Source organism: Mesorhizobium helmanticense (genome assembly GCF_003034915.1).
GTDB classification, from domain to species: domain Bacteria; phylum Pseudomonadota; class Alphaproteobacteria; order Rhizobiales; family Rhizobiaceae; genus Mesorhizobium; species Mesorhizobium helmanticense.
The window spans coordinates 40,565-61,063 of the sequence record NZ_PZJX01000050.1; the positions used below are offsets into that span (position 1 = coordinate 40,565).

Below are 20,499 nucleotides of genomic sequence, written 5' to 3' on the forward strand. Positions count from 1 at the left end.
CGCGCTCAATCCCCGGCGACGAAGAACGTCCACTCTCCGGCGGGCGTAATGCCGACGCGGTAGAAGATGTAGGCGCCGAACTGCTTCATGTCGTTATAGTCGCCGGCGGTGACGATCTTGAACAGCTCGACCCGTTGCCGGGCGTCGAGCTTGTCCAGCGGAAGGGCGAAGAAATACGGCCAGACATAGAGCTCCTGCGGCGTGCCGACGTCGACATGGACGAAGCCGGCATTGAGCACCTCTTCCATGATGGCGAGGATCTCCTGGCCTTCCGTGTCGCCCGCAAGACCTTTGAGGAAGGCGATCGGGTCGCCGTCGATCTCGCTCAGCGACAATTGGGTCATCGCATCGCCCGTGCCGATCAACGGCCGGAGTTTTTCGATGTCGCCGCTCTTGCAGGCCTCGACCATCAAATCATGCATGCGCCTGACTGGCTCCGGCAGCTTGCCGAGGTCGTAGACGACTTCGGGCAAGGGAGCGTCGGGATCGGCATGGGGGCTGGCCATGCCGCCATCATTCGCCGGCCCCTCCGGTTCTTTTTGTCCCGGCTCGTCGGACGGTGCCGGCTGACTGGTCGCGGGCGGCGTGGTGCCAGGTTGGTCGGGCATCGGCACCGCGTTTCCTGGCGGCGACATGTCATCATTGGCGGGCGGCGTGACCGGCGCGGGAAGGTCCTCGCGCTTGATTTCACTCAGTGCATGGGCGGGGCTGATCGTCAGGCATAAGGTAATCGGAATCGCAACGCTGCAAACGGCGAGCCAGATGCTAAGGACCAAGCCACACGGCTTGCCTGACATCGAAAAAATCACTGCCTGCTTCTCCCTGGTTCCCGCGCCCGCCCGGGATGCCGGTTAGTGCCGCAGCTTTTCCGGTTCGAAGGCCCCGGCTATCACTTTTTCACGCATGCGGTCGAGCAGGGCAAGGGCGGAAGTCTCGCCGTTGGCGCGCAGCATCTCGCCAAACGCAGTCTCCAGCGCTGCCTCGGCGATGATTTCCGGCTCGATTCCGGCCGAAAGCCCTTCCGCCCAGGCCTCGCTGTGGCTTTCCACGGCGGTCAGGCGCTTTTCTTCCCTGACCAGCGCGTCGATGTCGTTGACGGCATGTTCCATTGCGATGTTCACCCTTTTCAAGCGGCGATCCGATAGACACGGATCAGGCTTGGGCTGTCCCTTTTTCACGCGGATCTAATAAGCCATTGTAAATACGACATTTCCTGGGTCGTCTTCGACAAGGCTCGTCGCGTCTAGCAAACCTGCGTTCTATCCGATTCAAAACTTAGCCGATTAGACCGGCGAGCGGGATGAAAACCTTCAGTTTGAGTTAATTCCACATCTACGCCGTAACGTTTCGTTAATGCTGTTGCAGAAGTGCAACATGAGGATTGCACCAAGATGCTCCCGGAAACAAGGAGGGAGGATCAAATGCCGACGTGGCGAACGGCGCCGAGACGGAGGGCGGCCGAAAAATCGGCGTCAGTTGCCGTAGCGCGAGGCGATGTCGCGCGACAGCGTTTCGCCTTCCTTCATGTAACGGCTGATGGCTTCCGTCGCCGAAGCGGTACATTGCGTGTAGGTGCCGCCGAAGGAACGATAGCCGCGGTTGAAACTGGCGATGAAGCGGGCGCGCCGCTGGGGGTCGGGGTTTTCCGAAGCCATCAGCTTCTCCATCTCGACGCGCCACTGGTCGCCTTTCTCGCCGCACAGATTGCGCAGGAAATGCAGCGAGCCAAGCACCTCCGCCAGCCGCATCAATCCGGGCTCGAACGAGGCTTCGGCACTGGACGCCGGCGGCACGCCGACAGCCATGCTGGCGGCGAGGCAAGCTGCGAGGAACAGCGAGGCGCGGGTCATAAGTCTATGTGGCCAAACATTTTGTCGCCCGCAAGGCGGATTCTTGGGGGCTATTCCCCTGTCTTTCCGAGCAACTCCTCCGCCACCTCAAACACCGAGCCGGCGAGTGGCAGCGTTGTCATTTCGCCGAGCGTATAGAAGGCTGCGGTCTCGGCGTCGTCGCTGGCCATCGCCTCGCCATCGGCATAGGCCGCGCCGAACACCGTCAACCGGTAGTCGACCGGATGGTTCTCGTCGCTGCCGTCGATGTCGATTTCGCGCAGCGACCGATAGCCGTCCGCGCGCAGGCCGGTCTCCTCCAGCAGTTCGCGGGCTGCTGCCTCCTCCAGCGTCTCGCCGGCCTCGACCTTGCCGCCTGGAAAGGCGTAGAGGCCTTGTGAGGGCGGCCTGGCTCGCTTGACCAGCAGTACCGTGTTCCCACGCACGACGGCGACCGAGACTGCCGGAATGATCCTGCGTGTTTCCATGAGTTCCCGCTTGATAGACAGCCCGTTGTGGACCGGCCGTCGGTGAACAGCTTTAGCGGTTGCGAAAGGCGGGTTCCATCGCCACTTTCACATGTCACCAATTCGAAAGCTGAATTCATGTGCGGACGCTTTGCCCTGACCGCCACACCGGACCAGACCGCTGCCTTCCTCGGGCTGGCGGAACTGGAGGACTTTCCGGCCCGCTACAATATCGCGCCGACGCAGCCGGTGCTGATGGCGCTCGCCGGTCCACCGCTTGCGCCGGGTTCGAACCTGCCTGACAGGCAAGCGATGCTGGTGCGCTGGGGACTGATTCCGGCCTGGGTGAAAGACACCAGGGAGTTTCCGCTGCTCTTCAATGCGCGCTCGGAAGGAGCCGTCGAAAAGGCCTCGTTCCGCGCCGCCATGCGCCACCGCCGCGCTCTGGTGCCGGCCTCCGGCTTCTACGAATGGCGGCAAACTGGTGGCAAGAGGGGGCAGCCCTATTGGATCAGGCCCAGGCATGGCGGGCTGGTCGCCTTCGCCGGGTTGATCGAGACCTATGCCGAGCCGGGCGGTTCTGAAATGGACACCGGCGCCATCCTGACCGTCCATGCCAATACCGACATCGCTCACATCCATGACCGGATGCCGGTGGTGATCCACCCGCGGGATTTCGCCCGCTGGCTCGATTGCCGCGCGCTCGAGCCGCGCGACGTCATCGACCTGTTGCGGCCGGCGCAACTTGATTTCTTCGAAGCCATCCCGGTTTCCGACCTTGTCAACAAGGTTGCCAACACCGGGCCGGAGATTCAGGTGAGGGGTGTCGTCGGGCCGGAGCCCGAGAAGGTCAGGCGCCAGAAGCCCGGCGCGGACGACAGCCAGATGACCTTGTTCTAGCTGCTATTTTCCTGGCGCCTTTCGGCGCCGTCATTGCCTGCGCGTGGCGTCGGTTGGACGTCGCATCAGGCAGCGCGCGGCGACGTGATCTTCTGTGCCGGGTTTTTCTTCTTCGCGGTGTGGAGAAGGGCGGCGACGATCGCGGCCGGTCCGATCGCCCGGTACTGGCTGGCCAGCGTCGGTTGCTTGGCGCGGTTGGTGTCTTGCTTGGTTCGAGGCATTGTCTTCTCTTCCCTGGTAACGTCTTCGTGTCTGCGTTTGCTGGTCGAATCCGACCAAATCGTGACGTTTGGCGATCTAGCCGGCGAATGTTTCATGACTGTGCCGACATGTTTAATAAAATGTTTCAGTGCATCATTACCTGTGATCCACCGACGCTTTTGCTTGCTGTTGCGACTTGACGGCAACACCGGGTGAGGCGATAAAGCCGCCCATGAAAACGTCTTTCGCCATTTGTGGCATTTGCATTATTGGCTAGCCTCGCGCTGGTCCGGACGTTTTCGCCTCATCTTTCCCTAGAGTGGACAAACGCCCCGGCCAGCAGGCTGGAGTCGGTTTGCGTGTGAGCGCAAGCCTGGTTCCATCCAGAAACTAACGGACCGGGAAGGCACGAATGTCTGACGCATCGAAGGGCCTGCGCCTCTACAACACGCTGACGCGGACGAAGGAGGATTTTGTCCCGATCGATCCGCGCAATGTGCGCATGTATGTTTGCGGTCCGACGGTCTACGATTTTGCCCATATCGGCAATGCGCGGCCGGTGATCGTCTTCGATGTGCTGTTCCGTCTGTTGCGCCAACTTTACGGCGAAAAGCACGTCACGTATGTGCGCAACATCACGGATGTCGACGACAAGATCAACGACCGCGCCCTGCGCGATTTCGGCGCCGAGATCACTTCCGGAAAGCTGTCGTTGAACGAGGCGATCCGAAGGGTCACCGAAAAGACCGCCGATCAGTTCCACAAGGACGTGGCGATGCTCGGCTGCCTCGAGCCGACGGTCGAGCCGCGCGCCACCGAATTCGTCGCACCCAGGCCCGACGGCAAGGCCGACATGATCTCCTTGATTCAACGCTTGATCGAACGCGGCCATGCCTATGTTGCGGCAGGCGAAGTTCTGTTCGACACCGCCTCGATGCCGGACTACGGGCAGTTGTCGAAGCGCAATCTCGATGAACAGCAGGCCGGCGCCCGGGTCGCCGTCGACGCGCACAAGAAGAACCCGCAGGATTTCGTGCTGTGGAAACTGTCATCGCCGGAGGAGCCGGGCTGGGACAGCCCGTGGGGCAGGGGCAGGCCGGGCTGGCACATCGAGTGCTCGGCGATGTCGGCCGCCTATCTCGGCGAGGTCTTCGACATCCATGGCGGCGGGCTCGATTTGATCTTCCCGCACCACGAGAACGAGATTGCCCAGTCGCGCTGCGCCCACGGCACCGAAACGATGGCCAAGGTGTGGATGCACAACGGCTTCCTGCAGGTCGAGGGGCAGAAGATGTCCAAGAGCCTGGGCAATTTCTATTCGATCAACGAGCTCCTGGAGACCGACATTTTTGGCGGCCGCAAATGGCCGGGCGAGGTGCTCAGGCTGGCGATGCTGATGACGCACTACCGCGAGCCGATCGACTTTTCCGTGCGGAAACTGGAAGAGGCGGAAAACACCCTGCGCAAATGGAAACGCGCCGCGGATCTGGCGCCGGCGGCAGCACAACAATTGCCGGCGGCCGTGGTGGACGCCCTGTCGGACGATCTTGCCACCTATGCCGCCTTCCAGGTGCTGACGCAGCTTGCTGGTGAAGCGGCGGAGGGCAACGATGCCGCCACTTCGCTGAAGGCGTCGCTTCTGTTCCTCGGCTTCGATGTCGGCGCGGCCAAGGTCGATGAAGGCGAGATCGCCAAGGCCATCGCCAGGCGCCTGGAACTGATCGCCGCGAAAAACTGGACCGAGGCCGACCGCATCCGCGACGAGCTTCTGGCGCAAGGTGTCCAGTTGAAGGACGGCAAGGATCCGATCACCGGCGGACGGATCACCACTTGGGAGGTAAAAAGATGATCGACCATCTTGGCATCACTGTTTCCGATTTCGACGCGTCGAAGGCGTTCTACGACAAGGCATTGAGACCGCTCGGCGCGTCGCTGCTCTACATGGTGCCCACGGAATATACCGGCGGCGCCAAGGTTGGCGGCTATGGCCGCGACCGGCCGGTCTTCTGGCTGAGTGCCGGCAAGGACAAGCCCCGGGACCATCAGCATGTCGCCTTCACCGCGCGCAGCCGCGCCGAGGTCGACGCCTTCCACGCCGCGGCAATCGCCGCCGGCGGCAAGGACAATGGCGGGCCGGGCCTGCGCCCGCACTACCATGCGAACTATTACGGCGCCTTCGTCTTCGATCCAGACGGCAACAATGTCGAGGCGGTCTGCCATGCTCCGGAGTGACCTGCAATGAGCCTCGACAACCGGCCGGTCTATACCGGTGGCTGCCAGTGCGGCGCGGTGCGCTTCCGCGTCGAAGGCGCACTGGGTGATGCCTCCGTCTGCCATTGCCGCATGTGCCAGAAGGCGAGCGGCAATTTCTACCTGCCGCTGGTGTCCGTGCGTGGCGCCAAGCTCGACTGGACGCGTGGCGAACCGAAACGCTTTCGCTCTTCCAGCGCCGCGCTACGCGGCTTCTGCGCGGAGTGCGGCACGCCACTGACCTTCGAGGCGCCCGACGGTGTCGCGCTTGCCATCGCCGCCTTCGACGATCCGGCCGGCATCGTGCCGACCATCCAGTGGGGCACCGAAGCAAAACTCGCCTATGTCGATCACATCCACGAATTGCCGGGCGAAGACACCATGGCTGATATCTCGTCGGCGCCCTATCTCGCCGAACTCGTCTCCTACCAGCATCCCGACCACGACACTGAACAATGGCCGCCAGAGGAAAGATCATGACCGAGAAAGTTAGAACCGGCGGCTGCCAGTGCGGCGCCGTGCGTTTCCGCATCAAGGGAGCGCTCGGCCGCCCGTCCATCTGCCATTGCCGTATGTGCCAGAAGCAGTTTGGCTCGTTCTTCGGCGCGCTGGTGACGGTGCCCAAGGACGGTGTCGAATGGACCCATGAGGAGCCGAGCTATTTCCAGTCGTCGGTCAATATCGATCGCGGCTTCTGCGCCCGCTGCGGCACGCCGTTGACCTACCGGCAGCCGGGCGGGCTTGAGATCGCCATCGGCGCTTTTGACGACCGCTCCGACCTCGCACCGCGGATCCAGGTCAATTACCCCGCCAGGCTGCCCTGGGTCGAGACCATCTTCGATGCGCCGGTCCATGACGATCCGGATTATTACGCGAGACAGGAGCAGATCATCTCCTTCCAGCATCCCGATCACGAGACGGCCAACTGGCCGCAGCAGGGCCTGAAACTATGAGCCCACAAGGCGTAGACAACGAATTGCGTACCCTCTATCCCGAGATCGAGGCCTTTCAGTCCGGCATGCTCGATGTCGGCGACGGCCATCAGGTCTATTGGGAGCGCTCAGGCACCAAAGGCGCCAAGCCGGCGGTGTTCCTGCATGGCGGTCCGGGCGGCACCATCTCGCCAAAGCACCGGCGGCTGTTCGATCCGAAGCTTTACGACGTCGTCCTGTTCGATCAGCGCGGCTGCGGCAAGTCGACCCCCAACGCCTCGCTCGAGGCCAACACCACCTGGCACCTGGTCGCCGACATCGAGCGCCTGCGTCAGATGTGCGGCTTCGACAAATGGCTGGTGTTCGGTGGCTCGTGGGGCTCGACGCTGGCATTGGCTTATGCCGAGACGCACCCTGAAAGGGTCAGCGAACTGGTCGTGCGCGGCATCTACACGCTGACGCGCGCGGAGCTCGAATGGTATTATCAGTTCGGCGTCTCCGAGATGTTCCCCGACAAATGGGAGCGCTTCCTGGCGCCGATCCCGGTAGCCGAGCGTGGCGACATGATGGCCGCCTACCGCAAGCGGCTGGTCGGCTGCGACCGCAAGGCGCAGATCGAGGCTGCCCGCGCATGGAGCCTGTGGGAAGGCGAGACGATCACGCTGCTGCCCGACCCCGAAACCAGCGGCCCGTTCGGTGAGGACGACTACGCCGTCGCCTTCGCCCGCATCGAGAACCATTATTTCGTCCATGCCGGCTGGCTGGAGGAAGGGCAATTGCTGCGCGACGCGCACAAGCTGAGCGATATCCCGGGCACCATCGTCCACGGCCGCTACGACATGCCGTGCCCGGCGCGCTATGCCTGGGCGCTGCACAAGGCGTGGTCAAAGGCGGACTTCCATTTGATCGAGGGCGCCGGTCATGCCTATTCCGAGCCCGGGATTCTCGACCGGCTGATCCGGGCGACGGACAAGTTTGCGGGGAAATGACCATGGCTCGCGAGCGTCTCTATCTCTTCGACACAACCCTTCGCGATGGCCAGCAGACGCCTGGCATCGACTTTTCGGTCGAGGACAAGATCGCCATCGCCAAGCTGCTCGATGCGTTCGGCATCGACTATGTCGAGGGCGGCTATCCCGGCGCCAACCCGACCGACACCGCCTTCTTTCAGAAGAAGCGCACGGCCAGCGCCAAATTCGTCGCCTTCGGCATGACCAAGCGGGCAGGGGTGTCGGCCTCCAACGATCCCGGCCTCGCCGCACTCATCCAGTCGCAGTCGGACGCCATCTGCTTCGTCGCCAAGAGCTGGGACTATCATGTCCGTGTCGCGCTCGGCTGCACCAACGAGGAAAACCTTGACTCCATCAAGGCTTCGGTCGAAGCGGCGGTTGCCGCCGGCAAGGAAGCCATGGTCGACTGCGAGCATTTCTTCGACGGCTTCAAGGCCAATGCCTCCTACGCGCTGGCCTGCGCAAAGACCGCCTTCGAGGCCGGCGCGCGCTGGGTGGTGCTATGCGACACCAATGGCGGCACGCAGCCCTCGGAAGTCCGCGCCATCATCAAGAACGTCATCGCGGCGGGCATTCCGGGTGATCATCTCGGCATCCATGCCCATGACGACACCGGCCAGGCGGTGGCGAATTCGCTTGCTGCCGTCGAAGCGGGCGTCCGCCAGATCCAGGGTACGCTGAACGGCATCGGCGAGCGCTGCGGTAATGCCAATTTGATCTCGATCGTGCCGACGCTGGCGTTGAAGCCGGCTTTCGCCGACCGCTTCGAAACCGGCATTTCGGCCGAGGCGCTGACCGGCATATCGCGCCTGTCGCGCGCATTCGACGAATTGCTGAACCGCGCGCCGGAAGCACAGGCGCCTTATGTCGGCGCCTCTGCCTTCGCCACCAAGGCCGGCATCCATGCCTCGGCGCTGGCCAAGGAGCCGGCGACCTATGAGCATGTGCCCCCGGAAACTGTCGGCAACCGGCGCCGCGTCATGGTCTCGGACCAGGGCGGCAAGGCCAATTTCCTCGCCGAGCTGAAGCGGCGTGGCATCGACGTGCCGAAGGACGACCACCGGCTCGATGCGCTGATATCAGTGGTCAAGGAACGCGAGGCCGAGGGCTACGCCTATGAAGGCGCCGACGCGTCTTTCGAGCTTTTGGCGCGCAAGATGCTGCATGGCCTACCGGAGTTCTTTAGCGTCACCTCATTCCGCTGCATGGTCGAGCGCCGCTTCGACGCCAATGGCAATCTGAAGACGGTCTCCGAGGCGATCGTCAAGGTGCTGGTCGAGGGCGAGGAGAAGATGTCGGTGGCCGAAGGGCACGGCCCCGTCAACGCGCTCGACATCGCGCTGCGCAAGGATCTCGGCAAATACCAGAACGAGATCGCCGACCTCGAACTCGCCGACTTCAAGGTGCGTATCCTGAATGGCGGCACCGAGGCGATCACCCGCGTGCTGGTCGAATCGCACGACTCGACGGGTGCCCGCTGGTGGACGGTCGGCGTCTCCGAAAACATCATAGACGCATCCTTCCAGGCTTTGATGGATTCGATCGTCTACAAGCTGATGAAGAACCGCGAGATGGCCGGGCTGGTGGCGGCGGAGTAGTCTTGAACCATCAGCGAAAGTCCATTGATCCATCAGCAATTTGCGATGGTCTTGGCAAGACGGCTGGCGCATAGCGTTGGGCCATGGCCACGCAAGGACTTCAACTGGACGCAGCCTCCAACGCCCGTCGCGGCTTCCTCCTGGCGCTGGGCGCCTATCTCCTGTGGGGGCTGCTGCCCTTCTATATGAAGGCGGTCGCGCATCTGCCGCTGGCCGAAGTCATCGCGCACCGCATCGTCTGGTCGGTGCCGATCGCCGCCGCCGTTCTGGTCTGGGCCGGCCGCACCGCGGACTTCAAGGCCGCAATCCGCTCGCCGCGCACCATCGCAATGGCCGCGCTGACGGCGGCGCTGATCTCGGTCAACTGGGGCATCTATGTCTGGGCGATCGCCGTCGACCGCACCGTGGAGACCGCGCTGGGCTACTATATCAACCCGCTGGTCAGCGTCGTCGTCGGCGCGCTGCTGCTCAGCGAACAGCTTGGCCGGCTTCAGGTTGCCGCTGTGGTGCTGGCGGCCGTCGCGGTCGCGGTGCTGACCGTCGATGCCGGCAAGCTGCCCTGGGTGTCGCTGGCGCTGGCGTTTTCTTTCGCTGCCTACGGCTTCTTCCGCAAAACGCTGCCGATCGGCCCAAGTCAGGGTTTTCTACTCGAAGTGCTGCTCTTGTCGGTGCCGGCGCTTGCCTACATCGTCTTCCTGATCGCCAACGGACAGGACCATTTTGTAGCGGGCGATGCGGCCGACACAGCGCTGCTCATCGGCTGCGGCCCGGTCACCGCGGTGCCGCTGCTGTTGTTCGCGTTCGGCGCCAGGCTGCTGCGCCTCTCTACCATCGGCATCATGCAATATATCGCGCCGACCATTGTGTTTCTGATCGCCGTGCTGATTTTCGGCGAACCCTTCGGCAGCACCCAGGCCATTGCCTTCGGCCTCATCTGGACGGCGCTGGCGATCTACTCCTGGTCGATGTTCACCTCGGCGAGAAAGGCTTGAACGCGACGCTTTAAACGTTGCGGCCCAACCGCGTGACGACGAAGAAAACGATAGCCGCCACCGCGAAGGAAAACAGGGTGACGATCCAGAAGCCGGAAGGCGTTTCCAGGAACGGCAGGCCGCCGACATTCATGCCGAACAGACCGGAGATGATGGTCATCGGCAGCAGCACCGCCGTCATCACCGAGAGCACGTAAAGCAAGCGGTTCGACTCCGTCGTCAGCTTGGCCATCAATTCGTCCTGCAACAGCCGGGCGCGCGCCTGCAATTGTTCGCCGTCGTGGTAGAGCGTATGCGCCCGGTGCGACAGCCGCGCCGCCATGTCGTTGATTGTGTCCGGCAGGTCGTTGCGATGCGAATGGTCGAGATGGCGAAACAGATTGCTCAGCGTCGCCATCTGCCGGTGGATCACCACCAGATGCCGGCGAGCGTCTACAAGCGCCTGCCGCTCATTGTGCCATGCGTCGCAGACGATACGATCCTCGATGCCATCGAGCGTGTCGCCGAGGCGGGTGAGTTCCGCCACCATGCCGTCGAACGACTGGCCAACGACGGCCTCGATCAGCTCGGCCGGCGAGCGGAACTTGCGCGATCCGTTCTCGATGGCCTTGCGGATATTGTCGACCGACTGCAGCGGTTGCTTGCGGGCGCCGACCAGCATTGTGTCGTTGAGGGCGAAGCGGAAATGGCCAAGTCCGCGCGCTTCCGCCGAATAGTCGTGGCGCAGGTCCGGCAGGTCGCCATAGAGCCAATCATCCTCGAGGTCGATGTGGCAGCCATGGCTGGTGGACAGGAAGGCTTCGCGCACCGGCGGCGGCAAAGCCTGATCGGCGGCGATCTCGTGGCGGGCGCGCATGTCGGAGAGCTGGTAGCTGCGCCAGGTCCAGTACGCTTGCGCGGCGTCCTTGGTGCGCACGCCTTCGGCGGTGAAGTGATAGATGAAGAACAGCCCGTGCTCGTCGGGCAGGTAAGGGGACAGGTCGGTGCCTTCCGCATTGAGAGCGATGTTCATCGTCGCTTCGCCAGTTTCTTGAACGCGGCATCGCGCGAGTGGCTGCCGGCCCTGAATCCTAGCATGGCCGCTGCAGGTTTTGTGTGACGGTTTCTTGACAGCCGGTCACAGCAGTGGGGCAGTAGGGCAGTAGGAGGAGGCTTTCTTTGCAATTCACGTACTGCCTTACTGCCCTACTCCCTTACTCCCCTACATCTTGTCGATCACCGACTGCACGCCCTCGGTTGGCGCATCGACCGAGGACCCCGCCACCATGATGGCTGCGACAATGGCTTCAGGGTCGTCGACCACCAGCGGCTTGACCCGCTGGGCGGTGTGGATGAAGCCTTCGGCCGACATGTGATCGAGCAGCGAAAGCATCGGATCCCAAAACCCCTTTATGTTGGCGAAGACGATCGGCTTGCGGTGGTGGCCCAGTTGGCCCCAGGTCATGATCTCGACGATCTCCTCGACCGTGCCGATGCCGCCCGGCAGCGCCACAAAGGCGTCGGATTTCTCGAACATCCTGTGCTTGCGCTCGTGCATGTTGTCGGTGATCACCAGTTCATCGAGCTTGTCGAGGGCGCTCTCGGTTGCTTCCCTGTTGATCAGGAAGCGCGGAATGATGCCAGTCACCTTGCCACCGGCCTTGAGCGCGCCATCGGCGACGGCGCCCATGATGCCTTTGGTGCCGCCGCCATAGATCAGACGCAGGCCGGACCTGGCAATCGAGCGGCCAAGCAAGTGCCCGGCCTTGGCGTAGGTTTCATCGCGGCCCGGAGACGAACCGCAATAGACGCAGACGGATCGAATCGTGTTCATACCGATGATTGGTGATAGGGACGGCAGGTGTGGTCAAGCCCGGGGCGAACCTTTTTCTTGCGGGGCCCTTTTTCTTGTAGGGTTTGCTAAAACAGGCTAGACCGGCGTTAGGTGGCTAAGGGGCAGGGAACTATGGCAATTAACCCATTAAAGGCGCTTTTATTCGCGGCAGGTGGCTCGGTAGCCGCGGCGGGAACCGCCTATGTGTCGGGCGCGCTCGACCCGTATCTCAATCGTGCGCCGCCGGCCGAAGTGGCGACGCTGACGCCCCCAACGGCCACCGACGCGAAGACACCGGCCGCACCCGCGCCGGACAGCAACGCAATGGCGCCCGCTGCGCCGGCTTCGGATGCGGCTGCTCCGGCTGCTCCAGCAGCACCTGCTGCACCCGCCGCGACCGGCCCGATCGCGCCGACCTTCGACATCGTTCGGGTCGAAAGCAACGGCTCGATCGTCATCGCCGGCAATGCGGTGCCCAACGCCAAGGTCGAGGTCCTCAATGGTTCGACAGTTCTCGGCTCGACGGTCGCAGGTTCGGATGGCGCCTTTGCCATCGTTCTCGACAATCCGCTGAAGCCTGGCGACTATACGATCACGTTGCGCTCGACTGGCACTGTGGTGATCAACTCGGCACAGACCGCTGTTGTCTCGATTCCCCAGAATCCGGCGGGCCAGGTGCTGGCCATGGTCGAGGAACCGGGCAAGCCATCCGAGCTGCTCACGGTTCCCGCGCCCGAGACAAAGCCGCAAACACCGCCCGCCGGCGAGCAGGCGGCCGCTCCGGCGATGGAAGCGCCCGCCGCGACGCAACCGGCGCCCGACGCGCCTGCTGTAGTGGAAGCCGCACCCGCGCCGGCTCCGGCAACACCTCCAGCACCTGCCACGCCGGGGGCGGAACCCAAGATCGTCGTCGAGGCAGTCGAGATCGACGGCAAGAAGATTTTCGTCGCCGGCATCGGCGATCCAGGCCGCAAGGTTCGCGCCTATGCCAACGACATTCTGCTTGGCGACGCGAAAACCTCGCCGGATGGCCATTTCCTGGTCGAGGCGACGCGCGACATTCCGGTCGGCACCTACACCATCCATGTCGATGCGCTCGATGCCGACGGGGTCAAGGTGGTGGCCCGCGCCGCCGTGCCGTTCGAGCGCGAGCCGGGTGAGGCGGTTGCCGCCGTGGCGCCCGCCGAGGCCAAGCCAACCGAGGTCAAACCAGCCCAGCCGGCGGTCGCCGGCGCCGAGGCACCGGCGGCATCCGCAACAGAGCCTTCCACGCCGCCCGCCGTTGCTGCCACCAATCCGGCTGCACCTGCGCCCGAGGCGCCTGCCGACATTGCCACGGCGACGCCACCAACTGAAGTTCCCGAGACGGTGGCGCCCAAGCTCGAGCATGCCGACAGCGCCGTCATCATCCGCCGCCACGATACGCTGTGGCGGATTTCGCGGCGGGTCTACGGCCAGGGCATGCGCTATTCGACCATCTACCTCGCCAACCAGGATCAGATCGCCGATCCCGACCGCATCTGGCCGGGGCAGGTGTTCAAGGTTCCGGAAAAGTCGAAGGAAGGCGAACCCGCCAACCTCAAGGCAATGGGCGACCAGATGACGACGGCTCCGGCGAAGACAGAGTAGAAATCTTTTTTCTCCTTTCCAAGGTCTTGAAGAAACTTCATTCATCGTCTATCGCCGATAGACGATGAATACTCTCCTGATTGAGCCCCGGAACACCTGCGGCTTCGCCGACAGCCAGGCCGTTGCCGCCAAGCTCGCTGCACTTTCGCATCCGGCCCGCATCGAGATCCTCAAACATCTGTCGGCCAGCCACTCCTGCTGCTGCCGGGAGGTGGTCGACCATCTCGACCTGGCGCAGTCCACCGTCTCCCAGCACCTGAAGATACTGGTCGATGCCGGTCTGGTCCGCTACGAGCCCGACCGCCAGCGTTCACGCTACCAGGTCGACCGCGATGCGCTCGCCGGTCTTTCCGTGTCGCTGGCCGCGCTCGTCAACTCCTGCTGCTCCGGCTGCTGAGAACAGGACAAGAAAATGGCCGAAAAAACCGTCTCCGCCGACTCCGGCTCGACCCTCGATACATTGCGCAATCTGTGGCCGTACATGTATCCGGCCGATCGCCCGGATCTGCGCTGGCGCGTAACCTGGGCGACCTTGCTGCTTGTCGTCGCCAAACTCGTGCTCGTCGCCGGGCCGTACTTCTTCAAATGGGCAACCAATGCGCTGGCGGGGCAGGGCGCGGCCCTGCCGCCGTTGTTGCCAGCTTTCCTTTTGGCGCCGGTCGCTCTCGTGATCGCCTACAATTTTCTGCGTCTCGTCCAACTCGGCTTCAACCAGTTGCGCGACGCGCTGTTTGCCCGCGTCGGGCAGTATGCGGTGCGCCAGCTCGCTTTCCGCACCTTCGTCCACATGCATGAACTGTCGCTGCGCTTCCATCTCGAGCGCCGCACCGGCGGCCTTTCGCGCATCATCGAGCGCGGCACCAAGGGCATCGAGACGATCGTTCGCTTCATCATGCTCAACACGGCGCCGACCATTCTCGAATTCGCGCTCACAGCCGGCATCTTCGCCTTCACCTATGGCTGGAAATATGTCGCCGTCGTTGCCGTGACCGTATGGATCTACGTCTGGTTCACGGTGAAGGCGAGCGATTGGCGCATCACCATCCGCCGCGACATGAACGACAGCGACACCGACGCCAACACCAAGGCGATCGATTCGCTGCTCAATTTCGAAACGGTCAAATATTTCGGCAACGAGGCGATGGAGGCCGAGCGCTTCGACCGCTCGATGGCGCGCTATGAGAGCGCCGCGACCAGGATCTGGACCTCGCTCGGCTGGTTGAACTTCGGCCAGGGCGTTATCTTCGGCCTCGGCACGGTCGTCGTCATGTGCATGTCGGCACTGGAGGTGCAGGCCGGCACGCAGACGGTCGGCGACTTCGTCTTCATCAATGCCATGCTGATGCAGCTTTCGGTGCCGCTCAACTTCATCGGCTTCATCTATCGCGAAATCCGGCAAGGGCTGACTGACATCGAGCAGATGTTCGACCTGCTCGATGTCCGCCAGGAGATCGTCGACAAACCAGACGCCAGGCCGCTTGCCGTCTCGGCCGGCAAGATCGAATTCCGCGACGTGCATTTCTCCTATGACCCCAACCGCAAGATCCTGAAAGGCGTCAGCTTCGAGGTGCCGGCCGGCAAGACGGTCGCCATCGTCGGGCCATCGGGTGCTGGCAAGTCGACCATTTCGCGGCTGCTGTTCCGCTTCTATGATGTCCAGGATGGCCAGGTGCTGATTGACGACCAGGATGTCAGGGACGTGACGCAGGAGAGCCTGCGCGCGTCGATCGGCATGGTGCCGCAGGACACCGTGCTGTTCAACGACACCATCGCCTACAACATCCGCTACGGCCGCATCGACGCCAGCGAGGACGACGTACGCAAGGCCGCCGAGCTTGCCCAGATCGGACCTTTCATCGACCGGCTGCCCGACGGTTACCGTTCGATGGTCGGCGAGCGCGGGTTGAAACTCTCCGGCGGCGAGAAGCAGCGCGTGGCCATTGCCCGCACCATCCTGAAGGCGCCGCCGATCCTGATACTCGACGAGGCGACCTCGGCGCTGGACAGCCACACCGAGCAGGAGATCCAGGCCGCACTCGATCTTGTCAGCAAGGGCCGCACCACCATCGTCATTGCCCATCGGCTGTCGACTGTGATCACCGCCGACGAGATCATTGTGCTCAAGGACGGCCAGATCGCCGAGCGCGGCACCCATGCCGATCTGCTGCGCAAGCACGGCCTCTACGCCTCGATGTGGGATCGTCAGCGCGAGGCGACCGAGGCCGAGGAGCGGCTGCGCATCGCCCGCGAGACCGACGAGCTGGGTGTGGTGGTGCGGCGGCGGACGTCAGAGGTGTCGTAGCGCCACTTTCCTTCTCCCCTTGTGGGAGAAGGTGGCCTCGCGAAGCGAGGTCGGATGAGGGGTGCTGGAAGGATCGCCGCCTTGAAAGCAAGCGATTGAAATCATTCGATATTTTAACACATGGTGTTTCTTCCAATACCCCTCATCTATCTCGGCGCTACGCGCCGATCCACCTTCTCCCACAAGGGGAGAAGGCTAAACCGAAATTCCCGCTTGACCTCAACTTAAGTTGAGATCGTAGACGTCGGCCGAAGGTGCGTCGTGCGCCTGTTTGCGATCGGAGACAGACGAAATGAATCAACTGAATCAAAAGCTTGGCAATGACAGCGTGTTCAGGGTCGACAAGTTCGTCGTCCCGGCCGAGGCCCGCGAGGAGATACTGCGCAAGGTCAGGGCGACGCATGAATTGCTGCGCCTCCAGCAAGGCTTCGTGCAGGATTTCCTGCTCGAGCAATTCTCGGGGCCAGGCGAATTCAACCTCGTCACCATCGTCGAATGGGAGAGCCAGGCGGCCATCGACAACGTCGTGCCGATCGTCAGGGCGGCGCATGAGCGGGCGGGCTTCAACCCGCAGGAGACAATCGCCCGGCTTGGCGTGCGGGCCGACATCGCCAACTATCAGCGCTTGCCCGAGTTGTAGGAAGGTTAGCCCGCGCCTGGCGCCGGGTGAGCCAGGCCACTCCCATTGTTGCGTTGCGGGAAGGGGGGCTTTCGGCTATTGAGGCCGGACCTGAAACAGGGACCGCCCCCATCCCATGAGCTCCATCCAATGAGTATCGTCGATACGATCAAGAATGCGTTCGTTCCGATCCATCGCGAGGGCTATCCCTTCATTGCCGCCTTCGGCGCGGCGACGTTGGTGCTTGGGTATTTCTCCACATTCCTGTTCTGGATTGGCCTCATACTGACGGCGTGGTGCGCCTATTTCTTCCGTGACCCCGAGCGCGTCACGCCCGTCGACGACCGGCTGGTGGTGAGCCCCGCCGACGGCATCATCTCGGCGGTTGGCCCGGCCGTTCCGCCGCGCGAACTGGGTCTCGGCAGTGGCGAGATGACCCGTATCTCGGTGTTCATGAACGTCTTTTCCTGCCATGTGAACCGCGCCCCGGTGCGTGGCCGCATTTCCAGGATCGAGCACCGGCCGGGCAAATTCCTCAATGCCGAACTCGACAAGGCAAGCTCCGAGAACGAGCGCAACGGGCTGGTCATCGACAGCCCCAACGGCACGGTGGCGGCGGTGCAGGTCGCCGGGCTGGTGGCGCGGCGCATCGTCTGCTGGGCCGAGCCCGGCAACGCGCTTGCCATCGGCGAACGTTTCGGGCTGATCCGCTTCGGCTCGCGCGTCGACGTGTTCCTGCCGTCCACCGCGACGCCGCGCGTTGCCGTCGGCCAGACCGCAGTCGGCGGCGAGACCGTATTGGCCGAATTCGGCGGCGTTGCCGCGACGCCGCTCGTGCGGATTTCCTGACCGGTGGGCGCGCCGTTCAAGAAATTCGAGGCGCATGCCAGCGGCGGCCCGCGCATCCGCGAAATCCCGATGCGCATGGTGCTGCCCAACCTCGTCACCGTGCTTGCCATCTGCGCCGGCCTGTCCGGCATCCGCTTCGGCTTCGAAGGGCGCTTCGAGCCGGCGGTGGTCATGGTGCTGCTTGCCGCCTTTCTCGACGGTATCGACGGCCGCCTGGCGCGGATGCTGAAAGCGACCTCCAAATTCGGCGCGCAGATGGATTCGCTGGCCGACATCGTCAATTTCGGCGTCGCGCCGGCATTGGTGCTCTATGCCTTCCTGCTCGATCGCGCCGGCTCGCCCGGCTGGATCGCGGCACTGTTGTTCACCATCGCCTGTGGGTTGAGGCTTGCCCGCTTCAACGTGCTTGACGAGGAGAAGGCCGAACGTCCGCTTTGGCAGAGCGAATATTTCGTCGGCGTACCGGCGCCGGCCGGCGCCGTGCTGGTCATGCTGCCGCTCTACCTCTATTTCCTGCGCCTTGGCCTGGAGCCGAGCCGCCTGGCCGCCTTCATCGGCACCGGCTTCACCATCCTCGTCGCCTTCCTGCTTGTCAGCCGGCTTCCGGTCTATTCCGGCAAGAGCATAAGGATACCGGGCGACAAGGTGCTGCCAGTTATTCTCGGCGTCGTCCTCTATGTGCTGTTGCTGATGACCTACCCCTGGTACACGCTGACCGCGTCGGTCGCCGGCTATCTGATCTTCCTGCCGTTCAGCGTGCGTGCCTATACCAGGCGCGCCAAGCGCGAGGGCGAGAAGGTTCCACCTTCTGATATTGGTTAAGAAACGCCGGGCAAGCCGCTGATCGGATTCAGGCCGCCGCGCTCAGCCCCAGCCTGTCGATCGCCAGCTTGCGGGTCGAGACATAGTCGGTCTTGCCAGAACCCAGCACCGGGATCTCTTCGACCTTGATGATGTCGTTGGGCACCATCAATTCGGCGGCACCTGCCTTCTTGCCGAACTTGCGCAATTCTTCCGCGTCGGCGTCGTCCGCGGTGGTGACCAGCACGATGCGCTCGCCGCGCCGTTTGTCCGGCACCGAGACCGCGGCATGGCGTTCTTCCGGCCACAGCGACTGCACCAGCATCTCCACCGCGCCCAGCGATACCATCTCGCCGGCGATCTTGGCGAAACGCTTGGCGCGGCCGCGAATGGTGATGAAGCCCTCGCGATCGATCGAAACGATGTCGCCGGTGTCGTGCCAGCCCTCGAGCGGCTGCAATTCGCCTGGCCGGTCCGCGGTCATGTAGCCCATCATCAGGTTTGGCCCGTTGAGCCACAACTGCCCGGCATCGCTGATGCCCTCGACCGGTTGCAGCTTCATGCGTATCGCCGGCAGCAGGCGTCCCACCGTACCGTCGCGGCCGTGGATGGCGGTGTTGACGGCGACAACGGGGGCGGCCTCGGTCAACCCGAAGCCTTCGATGATCTCGGCCTGGAAGCGCTCGCGGTAGACGCGGCGCGTCTCCGGCTTCACCGCCTCGGCGCCGGCGACGACGAAGCGCAGGCTGGAGAAGTCGCCGTCCTTGGCGGTGCGCGCATAGTTGGCGAGGAACGTGTCGGTGCCGAACATGACGGTCGGCCGCACCTTGCGCGCGATCTCCGGAATGATCTTGTAGTGAAGCGGCGAGGGATAGAGGAACAGCCTTACCCCGGTGACCAGCGGCAGGATGGTGCCGCCCGTCAGACCGAAGGAGTGGAACACCGGCAGCACGTTGAGCAGGATATCGGCCGGCGAGATGGTGATGCGGGCCTCGGCCTGCATGGCGTTGGCGTAGAGGTTCCGGTGCGACAGCAGCACCGCCTTGGGCGTGCCTTCCGAGCCTGACGTGAACAGGATCACCGCCGGCTTGGCCGAGTCCTGCCGCTGCAGCGGCCAGCGCCAGCGCAAGGCTGCCGCGAACTTCTCCAGCGTGGTCACGCTTTCGCGGATATCCTCCAGCCACAACAGCTTCGCGCCACCCTTCTCGACCGCCGCCACGATGTCGGCAAGGTCGGCCTTTTCGACGAAGGCGCGGGACGAAACCACCGTGCGGATCACCGCCGTGCGCACGGCTGCGGTGACGCTGGCCGGCCCTGCGGTGTAGTTGATCATCGCCGCCACCCGGCCGGCCGACAGCAGGCCGACGAAAGACAACACGACGCCATTGGCATTCGGCAGAAGCAGCCCGACCGCTTCGCCCGGCGCGGTTACAGCTTCGAAGCGGCGGCCCAGCACCCGCGCGCCGATGAACAGTTTTCGGTAGCTCAGCGCGCCCGAGATGACGTCCTCGACGATCGGGTGCGAGGCGCCGACGCGGTCGGCGGCGTCACGCATGGCCAGGAACAGACCGCGATCGAGATCGCTGCCGAACAGGCGGGCCTCGGCAACGCGGTCGAACAGCGCATTGGTGTTCGAGGCCTGGTCGGGGTTTCGCGCCACGAGCTCGGCGATGGTCAATGGCTCCAGCACGCTGATCGACAGGCGCGCAAACCAGTGGCGCGGCGCCTTGTCCGCTGGCGTCAACGACGCCGGCAAGGTGCGCGTACCGGCGACGAAGATCGGCACGATGCTGGCGTTGGCTTGCATGGCGATGCGGGTGACGGCGCGAAACAGGCGAAACGTCTTGACGTCGGGCTCGACCGCGTCGGGCAGGTAGACGGCGAGGCGGCCCTTGCCCTTCAGCACTCGTACCAGCCGGCGGCTGACGAAGACATGCTCGGCGTTGAAGGTGATGGTGCGGCCAAGCTCGCGCCACGGCTCCAGCCAGGGAGACCGCGCCGAGACATCGTCGAGGATGTGCAAAGTGTCATCAGGCAAGAGCGACAGCATCAGCGCCGGCTCGATGCGCGACTGGTGGGAGATGACATAGATGACCGGCGCTGGCGCGTTGCGCGCGATCCTGATGCGGTCGTCGCTGATTCGGTAGGCAAGCTTGAACGGCACATAGAGCAGCGCCTGGGTAAAGCGCAGGCCGAGGCGGAACTTTTCCACCACGCCAATCAGCAGCCAGGCCGCAACGAGGCCCGCAAGCAACGCCAGTGTCAGGATCATTGCCGCATCTCTCCCAACGGATTTTCGCACCACGG

At 63.6% G+C, this 20,499-nt stretch carries 22 protein-coding genes; 14 read left to right on the plus strand and 8 right to left on the minus strand.

All coding sequences use genetic code 11. The features are described 5' to 3' along the window. Positions 1 to 5: 5 nt before the first annotated feature. The 4 genes from C9427_RS26585 to C9427_RS26600 all read right to left on the minus strand — a co-directional run bounded on the left by C9427_RS26585 (position 6) and on the right by C9427_RS26600 (position 2,317). A complete protein-coding gene (locus tag C9427_RS26585; RefSeq protein WP_167434492.1) occupies positions 6 to 809 on the minus strand; it encodes a hypothetical protein in 804 nt (267 codons plus the stop codon). A gap of 42 nt (positions 810 to 851) precedes the next feature. After that, positions 852 to 1,109, minus strand: coding sequence for a hypothetical protein (locus C9427_RS26590; protein ID WP_107652038.1), 258 nt, complete (start codon positions 1,107 to 1,109; stop codon positions 852 to 854). Between the two features lie 363 nt (positions 1,110 to 1,472). Continuing rightward, positions 1,473 to 1,850 (minus strand): TIGR02301 family protein, encoded by a 378-nt coding sequence (locus tag C9427_RS26595; RefSeq protein ID WP_107652039.1) that lies wholly within the window; start codon positions 1,848 to 1,850, stop codon positions 1,473 to 1,475. 50 nt (positions 1,851 to 1,900) lie between these two features. Further along, positions 1,901 to 2,317, minus strand: coding sequence for an NUDIX hydrolase (locus C9427_RS26600; protein ID WP_107652040.1), 417 nt, complete (start codon positions 2,315 to 2,317; stop codon positions 1,901 to 1,903). 117 nt (positions 2,318 to 2,434) lie between these two features. On the opposite strand from C9427_RS26600, the gene C9427_RS26605 reads away from it, so the two are divergent. After that, a complete protein-coding gene (locus C9427_RS26605; protein ID WP_107652041.1) occupies positions 2,435 to 3,196 on the plus strand; it encodes an SOS response-associated peptidase in 762 nt (253 codons plus the stop codon). A gap of 65 nt (positions 3,197 to 3,261) precedes the next feature. Here the strand turns inward: C9427_RS26605 and C9427_RS26610 are convergent, their stop codons facing one another. Continuing rightward, positions 3,262 to 3,417, minus strand: a complete 156-nt coding sequence (locus C9427_RS26610; protein ID WP_107652166.1) for a hypothetical protein — start codon at positions 3,415 to 3,417, stop codon at positions 3,262 to 3,264. Between the two features lie 392 nt (positions 3,418 to 3,809). Between C9427_RS26610 and cysS the strand changes: the two genes are divergently transcribed. From cysS to rarD, 7 genes are all read left to right on the plus strand, one after another. Further along, the gene (cysS, locus tag C9427_RS26615) at positions 3,810 to 5,246 is read left to right on the plus strand and encodes a cysteine--tRNA ligase (RefSeq protein ID WP_107652042.1); all 1,437 of its coding nucleotides are present in this window, start codon (positions 3,810 to 3,812) and stop codon (positions 5,244 to 5,246) included. Then, positions 5,243 to 5,629: a VOC family protein gene (locus C9427_RS26620; RefSeq protein WP_107652043.1), complete on the plus strand. Its 387-nt coding sequence runs from the start codon at positions 5,243 to 5,245 to the stop codon at positions 5,627 to 5,629. The genes cysS and C9427_RS26620 overlap by 4 nt, the downstream gene beginning before the upstream one ends. A 6-nt stretch (positions 5,630 to 5,635) precedes the next feature. Beyond that, positions 5,636 to 6,127, plus strand: a complete 492-nt coding sequence (locus C9427_RS26625) for a GFA family protein (protein WP_097577034.1) — start codon at positions 5,636 to 5,638, stop codon at positions 6,125 to 6,127. Further along, positions 6,124 to 6,600 (plus strand): GFA family protein, encoded by a 477-nt coding sequence (locus C9427_RS26630; protein WP_107652044.1) that lies wholly within the window; start codon positions 6,124 to 6,126, stop codon positions 6,598 to 6,600. The genes C9427_RS26625 and C9427_RS26630 overlap by 4 nt, the downstream gene beginning before the upstream one ends. Then, a complete protein-coding gene (pip, locus tag C9427_RS26635; protein ID WP_107652045.1) occupies positions 6,597 to 7,568 on the plus strand; it encodes a prolyl aminopeptidase in 972 nt (323 codons plus the stop codon). The genes C9427_RS26630 and pip overlap by 4 nt, the downstream gene beginning before the upstream one ends. Beyond that, on the plus strand, positions 7,565 to 9,187 hold the full coding sequence (gene cimA, locus C9427_RS26640) for a citramalate synthase (RefSeq protein ID WP_208636423.1): 1,623 nt from the start codon (positions 7,565 to 7,567) through the stop codon (positions 9,185 to 9,187). Before pip ends, cimA begins: the two co-directional genes overlap by 4 nt. A gap of 83 nt (positions 9,188 to 9,270) precedes the next feature. Beyond that, positions 9,271 to 10,179, plus strand: coding sequence for an EamA family transporter RarD (gene rarD, locus C9427_RS26645; protein WP_107652047.1), 909 nt, complete (start codon positions 9,271 to 9,273; stop codon positions 10,177 to 10,179). A gap of 10 nt (positions 10,180 to 10,189) precedes the next feature. Here rarD and C9427_RS26650 read toward each other — a convergent pair whose 3' ends face one another. Both C9427_RS26650 and C9427_RS26655 read right to left on the minus strand, forming a co-directional pair. Beyond that, positions 10,190 to 11,191 (minus strand): transporter, encoded by a 1,002-nt coding sequence (locus C9427_RS26650; protein WP_107652048.1) that lies wholly within the window; start codon positions 11,189 to 11,191, stop codon positions 10,190 to 10,192. A 189-nt stretch (positions 11,192 to 11,380) separates the two neighbouring features. Next, the gene (locus C9427_RS26655) at positions 11,381 to 11,992 is read right to left on the minus strand and encodes an LOG family protein (RefSeq protein ID WP_107652049.1); all 612 of its coding nucleotides are present in this window, start codon (positions 11,990 to 11,992) and stop codon (positions 11,381 to 11,383) included. A gap of 132 nt (positions 11,993 to 12,124) precedes the next feature. Here C9427_RS26655 and C9427_RS26660 point away from each other — a divergent pair, with 132 nt between their 5' ends. From C9427_RS26660 to C9427_RS26685, 6 genes are all read left to right on the plus strand, one after another. Then, a complete protein-coding gene (locus C9427_RS26660) occupies positions 12,125 to 13,621 on the plus strand; it encodes a LysM peptidoglycan-binding domain-containing protein (protein ID WP_107652050.1) in 1,497 nt (498 codons plus the stop codon). Between the two features lie 64 nt (positions 13,622 to 13,685). Next, positions 13,686 to 14,018, plus strand: coding sequence for an ArsR/SmtB family transcription factor (locus tag C9427_RS26665; protein WP_107652051.1), 333 nt, complete (start codon positions 13,686 to 13,688; stop codon positions 14,016 to 14,018). 15 nt (positions 14,019 to 14,033) lie between these two features. Further along, positions 14,034 to 15,923: an ABCB family ABC transporter ATP-binding protein/permease gene (locus C9427_RS26670; RefSeq protein WP_107652052.1), complete on the plus strand. Its 1,890-nt coding sequence runs from the start codon at positions 14,034 to 14,036 to the stop codon at positions 15,921 to 15,923. A gap of 292 nt (positions 15,924 to 16,215) precedes the next feature. Further along, a complete protein-coding gene (locus C9427_RS26675) occupies positions 16,216 to 16,563 on the plus strand; it encodes an antibiotic biosynthesis monooxygenase (RefSeq protein ID WP_107652053.1) in 348 nt (115 codons plus the stop codon). Positions 16,564 to 16,653: 90 nt separating this feature from the next. Next, positions 16,654 to 17,391: a phosphatidylserine decarboxylase gene (locus C9427_RS26680; protein ID WP_280954160.1), complete on the plus strand. Its 738-nt coding sequence runs from the start codon at positions 16,654 to 16,656 to the stop codon at positions 17,389 to 17,391. 3 nt (positions 17,392 to 17,394) lie between these two features. Further along, positions 17,395 to 18,213 (plus strand): CDP-alcohol phosphatidyltransferase family protein, encoded by an 819-nt coding sequence (locus C9427_RS26685; RefSeq protein WP_107652055.1) that lies wholly within the window; start codon positions 17,395 to 17,397, stop codon positions 18,211 to 18,213. 28 nt (positions 18,214 to 18,241) lie between these two features. On the opposite strand, the gene C9427_RS26690 is transcribed toward C9427_RS26685, so the two are convergent. After that, entirely contained in the window at positions 18,242 to 20,464 is a 2,223-nt protein-coding gene (locus tag C9427_RS26690) for an AMP-binding protein (protein WP_107652056.1), read from the minus strand. Positions 20,465 to 20,499 lie beyond the last annotated feature (35 nt).

What these genes read in the sequence shown, in the direction of transcription:
- C9427_RS26590 (WP_107652038.1), bottom strand. Translation starts at nt 1,109, where the DNA reads ATGGAACATGCCGTCAACGACATCGACGCGCTGGTCAGGGAAGAAAAG.
- C9427_RS26595 (WP_107652039.1), bottom strand. Translation starts at nt 1,850, where the DNA reads ATGACCCGCGCCTCGCTGTTCCTCGCAGCTTGCCTCGCCGCCAGCATG.
- C9427_RS26600 (WP_107652040.1), bottom strand. Translation starts at nt 2,317, where the DNA reads ATGGAAACACGCAGGATCATTCCGGCAGTCTCGGTCGCCGTCGTGCGT.
- C9427_RS26605 (WP_107652041.1), top strand. Translation starts at nt 2,435, where the DNA reads ATGTGCGGACGCTTTGCCCTGACCGCCACACCGGACCAGACCGCTGCC.
- C9427_RS26610 (WP_107652166.1), bottom strand. Translation starts at nt 3,417, where the DNA reads ATGCCTCGAACCAAGCAAGACACCAACCGCGCCAAGCAACCGACGCTG.
- cysS (WP_107652042.1), top strand. Translation starts at nt 3,810, where the DNA reads ATGTCTGACGCATCGAAGGGCCTGCGCCTCTACAACACGCTGACGCGG.
- C9427_RS26620 (WP_107652043.1), top strand. Translation starts at nt 5,243, where the DNA reads ATGATCGACCATCTTGGCATCACTGTTTCCGATTTCGACGCGTCGAAG.
- C9427_RS26625 (WP_097577034.1), top strand. Translation starts at nt 5,636, where the DNA reads ATGAGCCTCGACAACCGGCCGGTCTATACCGGTGGCTGCCAGTGCGGC.
- C9427_RS26630 (WP_107652044.1), top strand. Translation starts at nt 6,124, where the DNA reads ATGACCGAGAAAGTTAGAACCGGCGGCTGCCAGTGCGGCGCCGTGCGT.
- pip (WP_107652045.1), top strand. Translation starts at nt 6,597, where the DNA reads ATGAGCCCACAAGGCGTAGACAACGAATTGCGTACCCTCTATCCCGAG.
- cimA (WP_208636423.1), top strand. Translation starts at nt 7,565, where the DNA reads ATGACCATGGCTCGCGAGCGTCTCTATCTCTTCGACACAACCCTTCGC.
- rarD (WP_107652047.1), top strand. Translation starts at nt 9,271, where the DNA reads ATGGCCACGCAAGGACTTCAACTGGACGCAGCCTCCAACGCCCGTCGC.
- C9427_RS26650 (WP_107652048.1), bottom strand. Translation starts at nt 11,191, where the DNA reads ATGAACATCGCTCTCAATGCGGAAGGCACCGACCTGTCCCCTTACCTG.
- C9427_RS26655 (WP_107652049.1), bottom strand. Translation starts at nt 11,992, where the DNA reads ATGAACACGATTCGATCCGTCTGCGTCTATTGCGGTTCGTCTCCGGGC.
- C9427_RS26660 (WP_107652050.1), top strand. Translation starts at nt 12,125, where the DNA reads ATGGCAATTAACCCATTAAAGGCGCTTTTATTCGCGGCAGGTGGCTCG.
- C9427_RS26665 (WP_107652051.1), top strand. Translation starts at nt 13,686, where the DNA reads ATGAATACTCTCCTGATTGAGCCCCGGAACACCTGCGGCTTCGCCGAC.
- C9427_RS26670 (WP_107652052.1), top strand. Translation starts at nt 14,034, where the DNA reads ATGGCCGAAAAAACCGTCTCCGCCGACTCCGGCTCGACCCTCGATACA.
- C9427_RS26675 (WP_107652053.1), top strand. Translation starts at nt 16,216, where the DNA reads ATGAATCAACTGAATCAAAAGCTTGGCAATGACAGCGTGTTCAGGGTC.
- C9427_RS26690 (WP_107652056.1), bottom strand. Translation starts at nt 20,464, where the DNA reads ATGATCCTGACACTGGCGTTGCTTGCGGGCCTCGTTGCGGCCTGGCTG.